Source organism: Amycolatopsis sp. cg13, from assembly GCF_041346965.1.
GTDB lineage: Bacteria > Actinomycetota > Actinomycetes > Mycobacteriales > Pseudonocardiaceae > Amycolatopsis.
The window spans coordinates 5398795-5412834 of record NZ_CP166848.1 but is presented as its reverse complement, the minus strand read 5'-3'; the positions used below and the strand labels follow the sequence as shown (position 1 = coordinate 5412834).

Annotated in this window: 12 protein-coding genes; 6 read left to right on the top strand and 6 right to left on the bottom strand. The window is 70.6% G+C overall.

Annotated features, from left to right (window positions below; genetic code table 11):
- Positions 1-14 precede the first annotated feature (14 nt).
- From AB5I40_RS25000 to AB5I40_RS24985, 4 genes are all read left to right on the top strand, one after another.
- Positions 15-155 (top strand): hypothetical protein, encoded by a 141-nt coding sequence (locus AB5I40_RS25000; RefSeq protein ID WP_158242475.1) that lies wholly within the window; start codon positions 15-17, stop codon positions 153-155.
- 1431 nt (positions 156-1586) lie between these two features.
- Positions 1587-2192: an RNA polymerase sigma factor gene (locus AB5I40_RS24995; RefSeq protein ID WP_370932479.1), complete on the top strand. Its 606-nt coding sequence runs from the start codon at positions 1587-1589 to the stop codon at positions 2190-2192.
- Positions 2189-2674 (top strand): carboxypeptidase regulatory-like domain-containing protein, encoded by a 486-nt coding sequence (locus tag AB5I40_RS24990; RefSeq protein WP_354738939.1) that lies wholly within the window; start codon positions 2189-2191, stop codon positions 2672-2674. Before AB5I40_RS24995 ends, AB5I40_RS24990 begins: the two co-directional genes overlap by 4 nt.
- Positions 2675-2727: 53 nt before the next feature.
- The gene (locus AB5I40_RS24985) at positions 2728-5316 is read left to right on the top strand and encodes a CHAT domain-containing protein (protein WP_370932478.1); all 2589 of its coding nucleotides are present in this window, start codon (positions 2728-2730) and stop codon (positions 5314-5316) included.
- Positions 5317-5499: 183 nt separating this feature from the next.
- Here the strand turns inward: AB5I40_RS24985 and AB5I40_RS24980 are convergent, their stop codons facing one another.
- Complete coding sequence (locus tag AB5I40_RS24980) at positions 5500-6258, bottom strand: polysaccharide deacetylase family protein (RefSeq protein ID WP_370932477.1); 759 nt, start codon at positions 6256-6258, stop codon at positions 5500-5502.
- A gap of 85 nt (positions 6259-6343) precedes the next feature.
- The gene (locus AB5I40_RS24975; RefSeq protein ID WP_370932476.1) at positions 6344-6790 is read right to left on the bottom strand and encodes an SRPBCC family protein; all 447 of its coding nucleotides are present in this window, start codon (positions 6788-6790) and stop codon (positions 6344-6346) included.
- A gap of 74 nt (positions 6791-6864) precedes the next feature.
- Here AB5I40_RS24975 and AB5I40_RS24970 point away from each other — a divergent pair, with 74 nt between their 5' ends.
- Positions 6865-8823, top strand: a complete 1959-nt coding sequence (locus AB5I40_RS24970; protein ID WP_370932475.1) for an FUSC family protein — start codon at positions 6865-6867, stop codon at positions 8821-8823.
- 214 nt (positions 8824-9037) lie between these two features.
- Here the strand turns inward: AB5I40_RS24970 and AB5I40_RS24965 are convergent, their stop codons facing one another.
- From AB5I40_RS24965 to AB5I40_RS24950, 4 genes are all read right to left on the bottom strand, one after another.
- A complete protein-coding gene (locus AB5I40_RS24965; protein ID WP_370932474.1) occupies positions 9038-9295 on the bottom strand; it encodes an antitoxin in 258 nt (85 codons plus the stop codon).
- Between the two features lie 65 nt (positions 9296-9360).
- Complete coding sequence (locus tag AB5I40_RS24960) at positions 9361-10329, bottom strand: prephenate dehydrogenase (protein ID WP_370932473.1); 969 nt, start codon at positions 10327-10329, stop codon at positions 9361-9363.
- Between the two features lie 29 nt (positions 10330-10358).
- Complete coding sequence (locus AB5I40_RS24955) at positions 10359-12365, bottom strand: FAD-dependent oxidoreductase (protein WP_370932472.1); 2007 nt, start codon at positions 12363-12365, stop codon at positions 10359-10361.
- The gene (locus AB5I40_RS24950) at positions 12362-12910 is read right to left on the bottom strand and encodes a PadR family transcriptional regulator (RefSeq protein ID WP_370932471.1); all 549 of its coding nucleotides are present in this window, start codon (positions 12908-12910) and stop codon (positions 12362-12364) included. Before AB5I40_RS24950 ends, AB5I40_RS24955 begins: the two co-directional genes overlap by 4 nt.
- 112 nt (positions 12911-13022) lie before the next feature.
- Here AB5I40_RS24950 and AB5I40_RS24945 point away from each other — a divergent pair, with 112 nt between their 5' ends.
- Positions 13023-13952 carry a patatin family protein gene (locus tag AB5I40_RS24945; protein ID WP_370932470.1) on the top strand — a complete coding sequence of 310 codons (930 nt, stop codon included), beginning with the start codon at positions 13023-13025 and terminating at the stop codon, positions 13950-13952.
- The last annotated feature ends 88 nt before the right edge of the window (positions 13953-14040 follow it).

Genomic DNA, 14040 nt, shown 5'->3' with positions numbered 1-14040 from the left:
AAAGGGAGGGCCACATGCCTGCGGATCAGAAGGACGAGCGGCAGCCGGGAACCACCGTTCCGCCCGTCAAGACGAGCCCCGCGCCTGGGGCGAACCGGGGAGTGCAGCCGGACGGCAACCACGAGCCGCTCGACGACACCGGTACTGCCAAGTAGCGAGACGGGCGGCGCCCGGGAGCCGAGGGGGCTGCCGGACGTCGTCAGCCGGAGGGAGTTCGGGGAGGAATTCCCTTCCGGCGGGGCCCGACAGGGGAGCGGGCCCTCATGGGGGCGGGGAGTACCGGTCAGCGCGCGCGAGCAGCCCGCGCTGGCCGGTGCGCACCCGCACACCGCACGCTCCGCGTGCACGAGCACTGAACCGGCGACCTGATCGGCACAAGGGGGGCGATCAGGCCGGCGGCCGGTGCGCAGTGAGAGATGGACGTGACGACGAGGACTGGCGTGCGAGCTGGTCCGGTCTCCGCTCGGCCCGGGTCTGGGGGACCCGGCCCGGCCGGACGGGTTTCGGAGGGGACCCGCCCGGCTTGCTGAGCAGACCGGAGCGGCGGAAGAGACCAGCCCTCACGAACCGGCTCGCGGGCAGGCGCGGCTGGACAGATCCGGGGAGGGGTCTGTTCGGTTGGCGGGTTTCGCGGGCAGGTTCGGCAGGACTGGCGGATCGGTCCGCGGGCTGTCCGGCTGCGGATCTCGGGGAGGGATTCGTCGGTCGGCGGGTTCGCGGGCTGGTCCGGCGGTTGGCTTGCGGCCTGGTCTGGCCGGGCGGGTTCGGGGAGGAATCCGCCTAGCCAGACCAGGCCTGCGAGCTGGCCTGACTGGCTCGGCCGGGTGGATCCGGGGGAGGGATCGATCCGGCCGACGGGCGGGACTGGTGAATCGGCTGGCAGCTTCCGGGCTGGCGAGGACGGGCGGATCCAGGGGAGGGATCCACCCGGACGAGCCGGGTCGGCGGGGCGCGATGGGTCGTTGGGGGACTCATCGGGTCCGACGGAGCTGTCGGGACGCGGCCGTGCTGGAGGGGGAGCCCGGCCGGTCGTGTCCCGGCACCCCGCCGGTCCCGACGGAAGCCAGCCGGACTGCCAGGCCCGGGAGAACACGCCGGGCCTGCGCAAACACCGCCGGGCGAACGGCGCGAAAACCGCGGCAAGACCCGCACGACCACCGCGCCGAAGCAGCACCGCAACCGCAGCACCGCCCGCACCAGAGCAGGACCGCCCACACCAGAGCAGCACCGCAGCACCGCCCGCGCCGAAGCAGCACCGAGATCGCAGCGCCATCCGCACCACAAGCAGCACCGAGACAGCACCAAAGCCGCCCCAACCGGCTCCAAGAAAAAACTCACCCGAAAAAAGTCAGAGATTCATGTATCCCAGAGCCAGTTGTTCGCTCCTCAACCTAGAGCCCACCCACGGGGCACACACCGTGCCCCGGTACACCATCCGCATCACCGAACCCACCGAAAGAGCGCGCACAATTCACGATCGATCCGGTACCCGACCGGAGAGGCGACCCGCGACGGGCCCGGCCGTGCCGACACGACCGGTGGCTTGCTCGCCTGGGTCGGCCCACCTCCGGAGTGAGGCAGCTACGGTGACCGACGTGCACACCACCGAGGTAGACCCGCCCTGGGAAGGCCTGACCGGCGCCGACCTGCACGCCGCTTGCATGAAAGCGGCGCAGGGCGGCGATCGGCGCGCCATGGCGAAACTTGTCGACGAGCTGACGCCGCTCGTATGGCACGTCGCGCGCGCCAACGGGCTCGACCGGCAGCTGGCCGAGGACGTGGTCCAGACCGTGTGGCTCGCTCTCTTCAGCCAGCTCGCGAAGCTGCGCGACCCCCGCGCGCTCGCCGCCTGGCTGATCACCACGACTCGCCGCGAGGCGACCCGTCCCTACGGCAGGCGCACCCAGCCCGTGCCGCTGTCCGACGAGGTCGCCGCGACGCTGGAAAGCGATCATCCCGCGCCTGAGGAGGAAGCCGTCCGCGCCGACCGGGACCGCCGGGTCTGGCGCGCCTTCCTCCGCCTGCCCGCACGCTGCCAGGAGCTGCTGCGGCTGACCGTCCTCGCCGGCCGCGCCGAATACCGCGCGGTCGCCGAGGCTATGCAGATGCCGCGCGGCAGCGTGGGGCCTACCAGGGGCCGCTGCCTCGACTCGATGCGCGATCTGCTCGCAGGAGAAGGGGGCGCCCGGTGAGCGACAACATCGGCAGGCCGGGACACGGCCAAGCGATTCCGGACGACGAGGCCATTCTGGCTGATATCGGCCGGTTTCTCGACGAAATAGACCCGCCGCCGGACGATCTGGTGCAGCGGGTCCAGTTCGCGCTCGAGCTCGAGAACCTCGACGTCGAGGTCGCGCGCTGGGAGCGGCTCGACGAACTGGCGGGCGTTCGCAGCACGGCGACCGGCACGATCACCTTCACCGTCAGCGACCTGACGGTGATGATCAACCTGACCAAAATCGGGAAGACGCACCGGATCGACGGCTGGCTCGCGCCCGCGGGCGAGTACGACGTGGAGGTACGGGTCGCCGATCACGGCACGTTCGCGACGGCCACCGACGAGGGCGGACGGTTCGTGCTCGAACGCGTCCCCTGCGGAACCACGCAGATCCTCGTGCACCTCGGCGCCGGCGCGCACCGCCGCACCGTCGTCACGCCGACCGTCGTTCTCTGAGAAACCCGGACGGGCGTTATGGAGAGTGGCGGAGGTGTGCTCCCATAGAGTCCGTGTCCGCGCCCGTCCATGATCGTACGATCGCGGCGGCGTCCGATCTGTACGCGCGCGGCCGGGCCGCCGCGTCCGACCAGCGGCCCGGCATCGCGGTGCGGTTGTTCCGCAGCGCGCTCACGCGGCTGGCGCGCGTCGCCGAACCGCTGCCCGAGCACCGGGAACTGCAGGTGCGGGTGCTGGTGAGCCTCGGCGCGGCCGAGGCCGAGGTCGCCTCCACTGACGCCGGTCTTGCGCATCTAGAGACCGCGCGGCAGCTTCGCGACCAGCTGCCGGAAAGCAAGGCCGTCCGCGAACTGGGGTTGTTGGTCACCGGCCAACGCGCGGTGGTGCTGATGCGCGGCGGGCGGTTCAGCGAATCGCTTTCGGTGTACGACGCCGTCATGCCCGGGATCGAGGCCGAGTTCGACGACTCCCGCCGGACGCTGGTGGTCATGCTCCTGAACCGGGCCCTCGTGCACATGGCGCTGAACCAGCCGAACGCCGCGCAAGCCGACCTCGAGCGCGCGCTCGGCTTCGCCCGCGAGAACGGGCACACCCGGCTCGAAGGCAAGATCCGGCAGAACCTCGGCGACCACGCGCAGCTCATCGGCGACGTCCCGCAAGCGCTGTCCAGCTACGAACAAGCCGCGCGGATCCTCGTCACCGAATCGCCCGGTTCGATCCCGTTGATCCGGCTCGACCAGGCCCGCGCGCTGCTCACCGCGGGCCTCGCCGACGAGGCAGGCAAGCACCTCGACGAAGCGCTGCCGGAGTTGCGCGCCAACGGATCCGGCCAGCACATCGCGGAAGCTGAGGTCGCGCGCGCCGCCGCCGCGTTGCTGGAGGGCGATTTCGCGTTGGCGCGAAAGTCTGCCTCCGACGCGCGCCGCCGATTTCTCCGCCGCGGCAATCGGACGTGGGCCGAGATCGCCGGTCTCGCGCGGTTTCGCGCGGAAGCACAACAGGTGCTGTCGGACCGCCAAGGCCGGTCTCCCTCGCGGTTGCCCGCCGAACTCGTCTCCATCGCCGAACGGCTGGCCGCGCTCGGGCTGCGTGATGAAGCGGCCGTCGCGCGGCTCTTCGCGGTGCGATTGCTGATCCGCCGCAAGGAAATCGCCGAAGCCTCGCTCGTTCTCACGCACGTTCCCGCCCCGCGCGCGACGTCGCCGGTCGACCATCGGATGCTGTTCCGATTGTGCCGGGCGGAATTGGCCGTCGCCGAGGATCGGCCGCGCGCCGCGCTCGCGCAGGCCCGCGCCGGACTGCGCGAACTCGGCACGATCCGCGACCGGATGGGCGGGCTCGATCTGTTGTGCGGCACGGCCGTGCACGGCGAGGAACTCGGCAGGCTGGCGATGCGGCTCGTGCTGCGGCGCGCGCGGCGGAACGCGGCGGGCGCGCGGCGGATGTTCGCGTGGCTGGAACGCACCCGGGCGCAGGTCTACCGGTACGAACCGCTGCCGGTGATCGAGGATCCGGTGCTGGCCAAGCACATCAACGAGATGCGGCACGTCCAGCGCACCATTCAGCGCGCCCGGCTGGAGGGCGAGCCGGTGAAGGCGCTGGAGCAGCGGTACAACCAGCTGCAGCGCGAGGCGAGCAGGCTCGGCTGGTACACGAGCCAGTGGGGCCGCCCGCGTCCGGTCGCGACGCCGGACGAGGTCGTCGCCGCGCTCGGCGACCGCGTGCTGGTGAGTTTGGTGCCGTACAACAATCAGCTGTACTCGGTGGTCGTCGACCGCGGGACGTTCCGGCTGCTCAAACTGGGGCCGCTGGACGACATCGTGGAGACCGCGACCCAGTTGCACGCCGATCTCGACGCGCTCGCGCCGGACCATCTGTCGCCGATCATGGCGGAGACGGTGTCCGCGTCCGCGCGCCGCCGGGCGGAGAAGCTCGACGCGCTGATTTCCGCGTCGCTGGTCAAAACGCTCGACGATCGCGAGCTGGTGATCGTCCCGATCGGGCAGCTGTACGCGATGCCGTGGGGCGCGTTGCCGTCGCTGCGCGGGCATCCGGTGTCGATCGCGCCGTCGGCGACCGCGTGGATCACCGCGAAACGCCCCGCCGAGGACGGTCCGGTGCTGCTCGCGGGCGGTCCCGGGGTGCCGGGCGCGGTCGGCGAGGTGAGCAAGCTGCGCTCGGTCTACCCGGACGCGCAGCTGGTCGAGGGCGATGAGGCGACGAGCGCCACGGTCCTGACCGCGCTGGACGGCACCCGCTTGGCCCACCTGGTCGCGCACGGCGCGCACGAGCCGGCGAACGCGCTGTTCTCCCGCGTGGAGCTGGTCGACGGCCCGCTGTTCGCCCACGAGACGACCCGGCTCGCGAACCCGCCGGAGCGCGTGGTGCTGGCCGCGTGCGAGCTGGCGATGAGCCACATCCGGCCGGGCGAGGAAGCGCTGGGCTTCGCCGGGACACTGTTGGCGAGCGGTTCGCGGACGGTCATCGGCGCGGTGGCCCGAGTCGGCGACCGCGCGGCGGCGGACACGATGGCGGATCTGCACCGGCGGCTCGCGGAGGGGACTTCACCCGCGCTGGCGCTGGCGGAGGCGGTGGCGGTGGATCCGATGCGGCGGCCGTTCGTGTGCCTCGGGGCTGGCTGAGCGCCCGAAGGCGGCGGCAGGCGGGCTCGTGAGCGGCAGTCACGGTGAGAACCGCGATCGCCTCGCACGAGGGTTGGCGAAGGAAGCAGCGCGGCGGCAAGTCCGCAGTGCGCGGCGAGGTTTCGTGCGCAGCGGTGCCAGTGAGAACCGGTCGCCGCGCACGAGGGTTGTCGCGAGCAGCGCTCAGCCCAGGAAGTCGGCCAGCGGGACCGGGGTCAGGCCGTCCTGCTTGGCCCGGGCGATGAACGCTTCGTAGTCTTCCTTGAAGGTCTTGCGGAAGTGCATCAGCACGATGTCGCCCGGGCGGAGCTTGTCGCCGACCTGGAACTGGACCACGCCGTCGTTCACCGAGGCGGTCCACAGGACCGTCGCGCGCATGCCGCACATCGCGGCGGCCTTCAGGGTGTTGTCGTCATAGTTGCCGAACGGCGGGCGGAACAGGCTCGGGCGCACGCCGAGCGACTTCTGGAAGTCGTCCGCGTCGTCGCAGATTTCCTTTTTCTGGAAGTCCAGCGGCTTGCCCTTGAGGTTCGGGTGGTTGACCGTGTGGTCGCCGAGCACCGCGCCGGTCGAGTCCAGGATGGCCTTGAAGTACGCCTCGTGGCCCTTCACGTACCGATTGTTGAGGAACAGCACCGGATGCCCGCCGGACTGCTGGATCAGGCCCTGCGCGGACGGGTCCTTCACGGCGCCGTCGTCCATGGTGATGAAGACGTACGGCTTGTCGGTCTGGATGCGGCGGACCACGCCGACCTTGCCGTCCTGGATCGCCGGGGCCTTCTGCTGCACGGTGCCGAACGGGTACGGCCCGGGCGGCGGGCCCGGCTTCGCGGCCCCCGGAGCGGGGTTCGCCTGTTCCTGGGGTTGACTCGAATCAGGACCGGAGCACGCCGACAGTGCGAGCAAACCGGCCAATGCTGCCGCCAGCCACCGCTTCGCCATGCTGCTTCCTTTCCCTCGGGGTCACCCGAGGGGATGACGTCTGTACTCCAGTCTGAGTTGATCGTTGTGGTGCAACGCACCCCCGTCAGGCAGCACGATTGCCCGCTTTGGCCAGCTGTGTGGCCAAAAATCCGATCACGCTGCGCAACGTTGCGAGGGCGACAGGCCCCGTTCCGGGGGTGCGTTCGGTGAACGACCCGGACCACCTGAGGTCCGTGCCGCCGCTGGCGTTCGGCGTGAACACCACCTCCGCACGATAGTCGTGGACCGGGCTGAAACCGTCGATTGTGTAGACGTGGCGTCGGTCCGGTACGTATTCGAGAGTCCGCTCGCGCAGCAGAACCGGCCACAATCCGACTTCCCGGACGGCGTCGACCTTGCCGTCGTCGCCGAGCGCCGACCACCGGGACTGCCACACGAGCGGCCGCGCCCACGTCGACCACAGCGTCCCGTCGCTTTCCAGCCGGAACAGCACCGGCGGAGGCGCGCTGCTCACCTTGTTGACCTCGAACGAGTACTTGCGACCCGGCATGAAAGCTCCTCGAACACGTTGTTGGCAGAGCGACAAATCAATCCCGGGCGGCCCCGGTAGGTCAAGATGGTGCGGTGAGCCGCCCCGACTTCGCCGCGCCGCACTGGCTGACGCAGCTTCTGCGTTCCAAACCTGTTCCCATTCCGTGGAACATGGTCGCTCGCGCGGTGGTCGCGCTGGCTACTCCGCTGGCGGTCGCGTACGCGGCGGGCGACATCGCGGTGGGCGCGCTGATCTCCACCGGAGCGCTGCCGACCGTGCTGTCCGAGGCCGCCGGGGCCTACCGCTACCGCGCGCGCCGGCTGGGCGGGGCGACGTTCGCGGCCGGGGTCGGGTACCTCATCGGACTCCTGACCGGCGGCATGCCTGCCTGGTCGATCCCGGCGATCGTGGTGGTCGCGGCGGTTTCCGCGCTCATCAGTGCGGCGGGCAGCAACGCGTCGGTGGCCGGGCTGCAGATGTTCGTCTTCTGCGTACTCGGCACCGCGCAGCACGCGACCGGCGTACGCACCGAAGTGCTCTTCGGCCTATTCTGCGCGGGCGCTGGCTGGGGACTGCTGGTCGCGCTCGGCACCTGGACGCTCCGCGCGACGAGCCCCGAACGCACGGCTGTCGCGCAGGTCTACATCGAACTCGCGGCGATGCTGTCGGCGGAGGACGAACCGACTTCGCGGGTCGCGCGCCACCAGTTGACCACCGCGATGAGCACGGCGTACGACCGGTTGCTGGTCGCCCGTTCCTGGCTGTCCGGTCGAGACGCGGCGTATCGGCGACTGTTGAACCGGCTGTCCGCGACGACACCCGCGGTCGAGGCGTCGGTCGCGATGGTCAACGCCGGACAGCGCGCCCCGGACGAGGTGATCGACTACCTGACGCGCGTGGCGGCCTCGGTGCTGGCGAGCCAGCCGCTGCCGCCCGCACCCGAGCTGGCGGACGAGAACGCCGACGCGGTGGTCAGCGCGCTTTACGCCGGGCTCGCGCGGATCGGGAAGCTCGACGACCGCAAGCGCCGCAAGAAGGTCTCGCTGCTGCGTCGCGTGCGCGAGTGGGCGAGCGGGCTTTCCGGACCGCTGACCTGGCTGGCGACGTTGCGGCTCACGGTGTGCGTCGCGGTGGCCGAAGTGGTGGCGCTGATGGTGCCGTTCGAGCGGTCGTACTGGATCACGCTCACCGTCGGTGTGGTGCTGAAACCGGACTTCGGCTCGGTGTTCGGCCGCGCGGTGCTGCGCGGGATGGGCACGGTCGCGGGCGTCGGGATCGGCGCGGTGGTGCTCGCCTTCGGTGCGCGCGGCTGGGTGCTGGTGGCGCTGATCGCCGTGTTCGCCGGCGGGGCAGCGGTCGGGAAGGTGCGCAATTACGGGATGCTCGGCACGTTCGTGACGCCGCTGATCATCCTGCAGATGGACCTCGCCAACACCGGCAGCTGGACGGTCGTGCTGGCGCGGCTGGTCGACACCGTGATCGGCTGTGTGATCGTGCTTGTCGTCGGCTATCTGCTGTGGCCGGGTTCGCGGCGGCCGACTGTCGGCGGGCGGCTGGCGGACAGTTTCGACACGGTCGCCAAGTACGTCCGCACCGCGATGGTGCTGAACTCGACCAGCGAATCGCGGCTCGCCCGGTCGCGGGCCCGGCGCGGGGCGTATCGCGCGCTCGCGGACCTGCGGACGGCGTTTCAGCAGGTGATCGTGGAACCGTCGCCGGCGGGACGGCAGGCGGTGGCGTGGTGGCCGGTGATCGCTGGCCTGGAACGCGTGACCGACGCGGTGACCGAAGTCGGCGTGACGATCGGGGAGGGCGCGCCCGCTCCGTCGCCCGCGGACATCGAGCTGCTCACGGATGCGTTGGCGGAGCTGGCTTCCGCGGTCCGCGAGCAGCGGGACCCGGATTCGGTGCCGATGCCGGACAATCCGCGGCTCGCCGGGGTGGTGGACCAGCTCGGCTCGACCTTCGACGCGGTGCGCGGCCCGGACCTGGTGGAACGGTCGCCGCTGCGGCTGGTGCGCCGGTTCCTGCCTTATCACCGGCGCACCTGAGCCTGGCCGAAGCGCCCCAATGCGGCATTGGGTGCGTCAGACGCACCGAACGCCGCATTGGGTGCGTGGGATGCACCGAACGCCGCATTGGGTGCGTGGGATGCACCGAATGTGGCGTTGGGGCGCAACGGATGTACCGAACGCCGCATTGGGTGCGTGGGATGCACCCAATGCCACATTGGGGCGCAGCCGGGCCCAACCCGGAGGCGGAGGGTTACTGCTGTCCGCCGGGCTGGCCGCCCTCGGGCTTCGGGCCGTCTTCGGGCTTCTCGCCGCCTTCTTCGTTCTTGCCGGTGACCTTGCCGAGCAGGTCCTTCGCCTTGTCCACGCCGCCGTCGATCTGCGAGTCGTGGCCGCTGACCTTGGACTTCGCGAATTCAGCCGCCTTCTCGAGACCCTGCTCGAGCTTGCCGCTGTTCTCGCGCAGCGCCTCGGTCGCCTTGTTCTTGAGCTCGTCGAAGTTGATGCCCATCGAATGCCTCCCCGGGGTTGGGATTGAGAGGATTCAATCGTCACACACCAGGCGTTCCAGGCAAGTCAAGACACTTCGCCGAGTGCGACCGCTCCGTCCAGTCCGGTGATCCGGCCGCCGCGTTCGCCGAGTGCGACGAGTCCTTCGCGGGCGTCGGCGGCGGTGAGGTCGATGCGGACGCCGGACAGCGCCGCGTCGCGGGCCGCTTCCAATGCCAAAGCGCCTTCGTGACCTGCGTTGATGGTCGCGGCGAGGCCGCCGGTGGACGCGAGCGAGCCGCGGGCGGCGCCGAGGCGGCCGAGTGCGTCGTCGACGATCGGGAGCAGAGCGTCGCGGTTGCCTTCGGTCATGGCGCGCACCAGGTCCGGCGACGAACCGGCGACGCGGGTGCCGTCGCGGAACGATCCGGCGGCCAGTGTCATCGCGAGCGGGCCGCCCTGTGCGCCGACCGAGGCGAGGATCGCGGCGAACAGGTGCGGCAGGTGCGAGATCCGGGCGACCGTCTCGTCGTGCGAATCGGCGGGCAGCGGGATGGCGTGCGCGCCGACGTCCAGCACGAGCCGGGTGACCTCGGCCCACGCCGTGAGGTCGGTTTCCTCTTCGACGCCGACGACCCAGGCCGCGTCGCGGAAGAGCATCGTGTCGCCCGCGAGCCAGCCGGAGCGCGACGTGCCCGCCATCGGGTGTCCGCCGACGTAGCGCGTGTACGGCGCGCGGCGGCGGACTGCGTCGACCATCGGGCCCTTCACGCTGACCACGTCGGTGAGGATGCAGTGCGACGCGTGTTGCGCGACCTGCCGCAGCAGGTTCTCCACGGCGGGCAGCGGCACCGCGATGACCACGATCGCGTCTGCGGCCGCAGCCCGCTGTAGCGCGGCCTCGGCGTCGGTGGTGACGTCGTAGCCGCCGCGGCTCGCCGCGTCAGCGTCCACTTCGGACACTGTGGTTCCCCAGACGGTCCTGCCGCTCGCCGCGGCGGCTCGCAGCAGGGAACCGCCGATGAGCCCGAGCCCGATTACGCATACGTCTCGCACGGGGCCATCCTGCCAGTGCGCGCAAGCGGCTACAGGACGGCGGCCAGCCGGGTGCCCTGGTCGATGGCCCGTTTGGCGTCGAGTTCCCGTGCTTCGTCGGCCCCGCCGACGAGATGCACCGGCACGTCGCCGAGCGCGCCGGCGAGCTCCCGCACGGATTCCTGGCCTGCGCAGACCACCACGGTGTCGACTTCCAGCAGCCGCGGTTTCCCGTCGACCGTGACGTGCAGGCCGGCGTCGTCGATCCGGTCGTAGGAAACGCCGCTGATCTTTTCTACGCCCTTGGCGCGCAAAGCCGCGCGGTGCACCCAGCCGGACGTCTTGCCGAGCCCGGCCCCGATCGGCGACTTCTTGCGCTGCAGCAGGTAGACCTGCCGCGGCGACGGTTCCGGCTTCGGTTTCGCCAGCCCGCCGGGCGCGAGCGCGGGGTCGGTGACGCCCCATTCGGCCATCCAGGCGTCGCGATCCAACGCGGGCGACGAGCTGTGCGTGAGGAATTCGCTGACGTCCACGCCGATGCCGCCCGCCCCGATCACCGCGACGCGCTCGCCGACCGGTTTGCCGTGCCGCACGACGTCCACGTACGACAGCACCTTCGGATGATCGATCCCCGGCAGCGACGGGACCCGCGGCGTGACGCCGGTGGCCAGTACGACCTCGTCGAAGCCGGTCAGGTCCGCGGCGGTCACCCGGGTGCCGAGGTGCACTTTCACGCCGGTGACCTCCAGGCGGCGCGTGTAGTACCGGATGGTCTCGGCGAATTCCTCCTTGCCCGGAATCCGCTGCGCGATCCCGAACTGGCCGCCGATTTCGTCGTCGGCCTCGAACAGCTCGACGTCGTGGCCGCGTTCGCCGAGCGCGGTCGCGGTGGCGAGCCCGGCCGGTCCGGCTCCGACGACCGCCACGTGTTTGACTCGCCGGGTCGGCAGCAGGTTCAGGGTCGTTTCGTGTCCGGCCCGGGGATTCACCATGCAGGACACCGGTTTCCGGCTGAACGCGTGGTCGAGGCAGGCCTGGTTGCAAGCGATGCAGGTGTTGATCTCGTCCGCGCGGCCGGTTTCGGCCTTGCGGATCCAGTCCGGGTCGGCGAGCAGCGGCCGGGCCATCGAGACCAGGTCCGCGTCGCCGTCGGCGAGGGCTTGCTCCGCGACGTGCGGCAGGTTGATCCGGTTGGAGGTCACCACCGGCACCGAAACGTGCGGCTTCAGCTTGCCGGTGACCCAGGTGAACGCGCCGCGCGGCACCGACGTGACGATCGTCGGCACGCGGGCCTCGTGCCAGCCGATGCCGGTGTTGATGATCGTGGCCCCGGCGGCCTCGACGTCGCGGGCCAGCGCGACCACGTCGTCCCAGCTCTGTCCGCCTTCGACGAGGTCGAGCATGGACAGCCGGTAGATGATGATGAAGTCCGGCCCCACTTTTTCCCTGGTGCGGCGGACGATCTCGACCGCGAACCGGCGACGCTTCTCCGCGGTGCCGCCCCACGCGTCGGTGCGCCGGTTGGTGCGTTCGGCGAGGAACTGGTTGATCAGGTAGCCCTCGGAACCCATGATCTCGACGCCGTCGTACCCGGCGTCGCGGGCCAGCGCGGCGCAATCGGCGAACGCGCGAATGGTGCGGTGCACTCCGTACGCCGTGAGCGCGCGCGGGCGGAACGGGTTGATCGGCGCTTTGCGGCTCGACGCGGAAACGCTCAGCGGGTGGTAGGCGTAGCGGCCGGCGTGCAGGATCTGCAGCGCGATTTTGCCGCCCTCGGCATGCACCGCGCTGGTGAGCAACTGGTGCTGTTTCGCCTCGGCGGGCGTGGACAGCTTGGAGGCCAACGGCAACAGCCAGCCGGTGCGGTTCGGCGCGAATCCGCCGGTGACGATCAGGCCGACGCCGCCGCGCGCGCGTTCGGCGTAGTACTCGGCCAGCGCCGGGAAGCGAGAGGCGCGGTCTTCGAGACCGGTGTGCATCGAGCCCATCAGGACGCGGTTGCGCAGCGTCGTGAAGCCGAGATCGAGCGGGGACAGCAGGTTCGGGTACTCGGTCATCGTCCGTCCTTCTCGTCTGCCTGCAACGCGGTCAGGATTTCTTCCAGCCACTCGACCTGGCCTTCTTCGACCCGGATTCCGCCGCGCAGCACGAGGTATTGGTGCAGCGGGCGGCCGCGGAGCCGGTCTGGGGCGGGAAAGTCGCGCTTCTCGATCTGCCGGTACAGCTCAAGCCGCTCAGCGTGCGCGTCGCGGTGCCGGGTGATCTCGGCGGCGACCGCCTCGGGGTCTCCGAACGACGCGCCGCGCAGCTTCACCGCCAGCTCCTGCGGCCCGGCTGACGGCGACGGTTCGGCGAGCCAGCGGCGCAGTTCGACCCGGCCCGGCTCGCTGACCGTGTAGACCTTCTTGTCCGGCCGACCGTCCTGGGCCACCACGTCGACCGCGACCTGACCGGCCTCCTCCATTCGCTTCAGCACGCGGTAAATCTGCTGGTGGGAGGCGCTCCAGAACAGCCCGATGGACTTCTCGAACCGGCGCGCCAGCTCGTAGCCCGAGCCGGAGCGTTCCGAGAGCGAGACGAGGATCGCGTGCTCCAGTGCCATGCCGGACAGTGTCATATGCAACTAGGTGCAGTGCAACTGAGTGCAAGCCAGGTCACCCGCAGAGGGGGCAAAACGGGTCGATCGCAGCGGCGAAGAGCACCAAGATGGAGGGGTGGATCCGGTTCTGGAACTGCTTGCCGAGCGCATCGCCGAGAGCAGCGTGCCGGGGCGGCGGACGGACGGCCGCAGGCTCGCGCTCGCGGTGGAGGGCGGCAGCAGCCGCGGCACGTATTCGAGCGGAATGGCGCTCGCGCTCGACGAACTCGGGGCCGCCAGCGCGTTCGACGACGTCTACGGCGCTTCCGCCGGGGCGCTCAACGCGGCTTGGCTGTTGTGCGGGCGTTCGCGGACCGGCGTGCGGACCTGGTGGAATCCGGTGGTGATGCGGCGGATCATCAACCCGCTGCACGCCCTGCGCGGCCGGGCGGTGGTCGACCTCGAGTACCTCGTGCACCAGGTGTATTCGGTGCTCGAACCGATGGATTTCCCGGCGATCCTGGCGAATCCGGTCGGCTTCCATCCGCTCGCCACCGACGCCGACACCGGCGAGTCGACCGATCTGCACCCGTTCATCGAGGATGTCGACGGGATCAAAACGGCGCTCGCGGCGTCGTCGTGCATGCCGGTGCTGGCCGGACCGCCGATCGCGATGGGCGGGCGGCGGTTCGTGGACGCGGGGATCGCCGAGCCGCTGCCGTTCCGTACTGCCTTGGAGCAGGGCGCGACGGACGTGCTGGTGCTGCGGACCCGGCGCGAGGACGAACTTCCGATGCGGCCGCCGCGGGTGCAGGACGTGGTGGTGCCGCGGTTTCTGCGCCGCCACGCGCCGGGCACCATCGACGCTTGGCGCACGCAGTACCAGCGGGATCTGGAGGACGAACGCCAGCTGCGGGAAGATCCGCGGCTGGCGAGTGTGCGGCCGCCGTTCGGTGCGCCGGATGTTTCTGTGCTGGAACGGGATCCGGCGGTGCTGCGGCGTGCGGTGGAGTTGGGGCGGGACGCGGTTTACGCGGCGTTGGACGTGCTGCGCAAGGCGTCCTGACCCCGCCGGTCCCTCGCAAGAGCTACCCGAGGTGTCCGTTCTCGAGGGATTTCCGCGGCCGCTGTGCTGCCTAGCGTTCGGTGCATCG

Coding starts and splice junctions, on each gene's coding strand:
- AB5I40_RS25000 (WP_158242475.1), top strand. CDS start 15: ATGCCTGCGGATCAGAAGGACGAGCGGCAGCCGGGAACCACCGTTCCG.
- AB5I40_RS24980 (WP_370932477.1), bottom strand. CDS start 6,258: ATGGCGAAGCGGTGGCTGGCGGCAGCATTGGCCGGTTTGCTCGCACTG.
- AB5I40_RS24975 (WP_370932476.1), bottom strand. CDS start 6,790: ATGCCGGGTCGCAAGTACTCGTTCGAGGTCAACAAGGTGAGCAGCGCG.
- AB5I40_RS24965 (WP_370932474.1), bottom strand. CDS start 9,295: ATGGGCATCAACTTCGACGAGCTCAAGAACAAGGCGACCGAGGCGCTG.
- AB5I40_RS24955 (WP_370932472.1), bottom strand. CDS start 12,365: ATGACCGAGTACCCGAACCTGCTGTCCCCGCTCGATCTCGGCTTCACG.
- AB5I40_RS24950 (WP_370932471.1), bottom strand. CDS start 12,910: ATGGCACTGGAGCACGCGATCCTCGTCTCGCTCTCGGAACGCTCCGGC.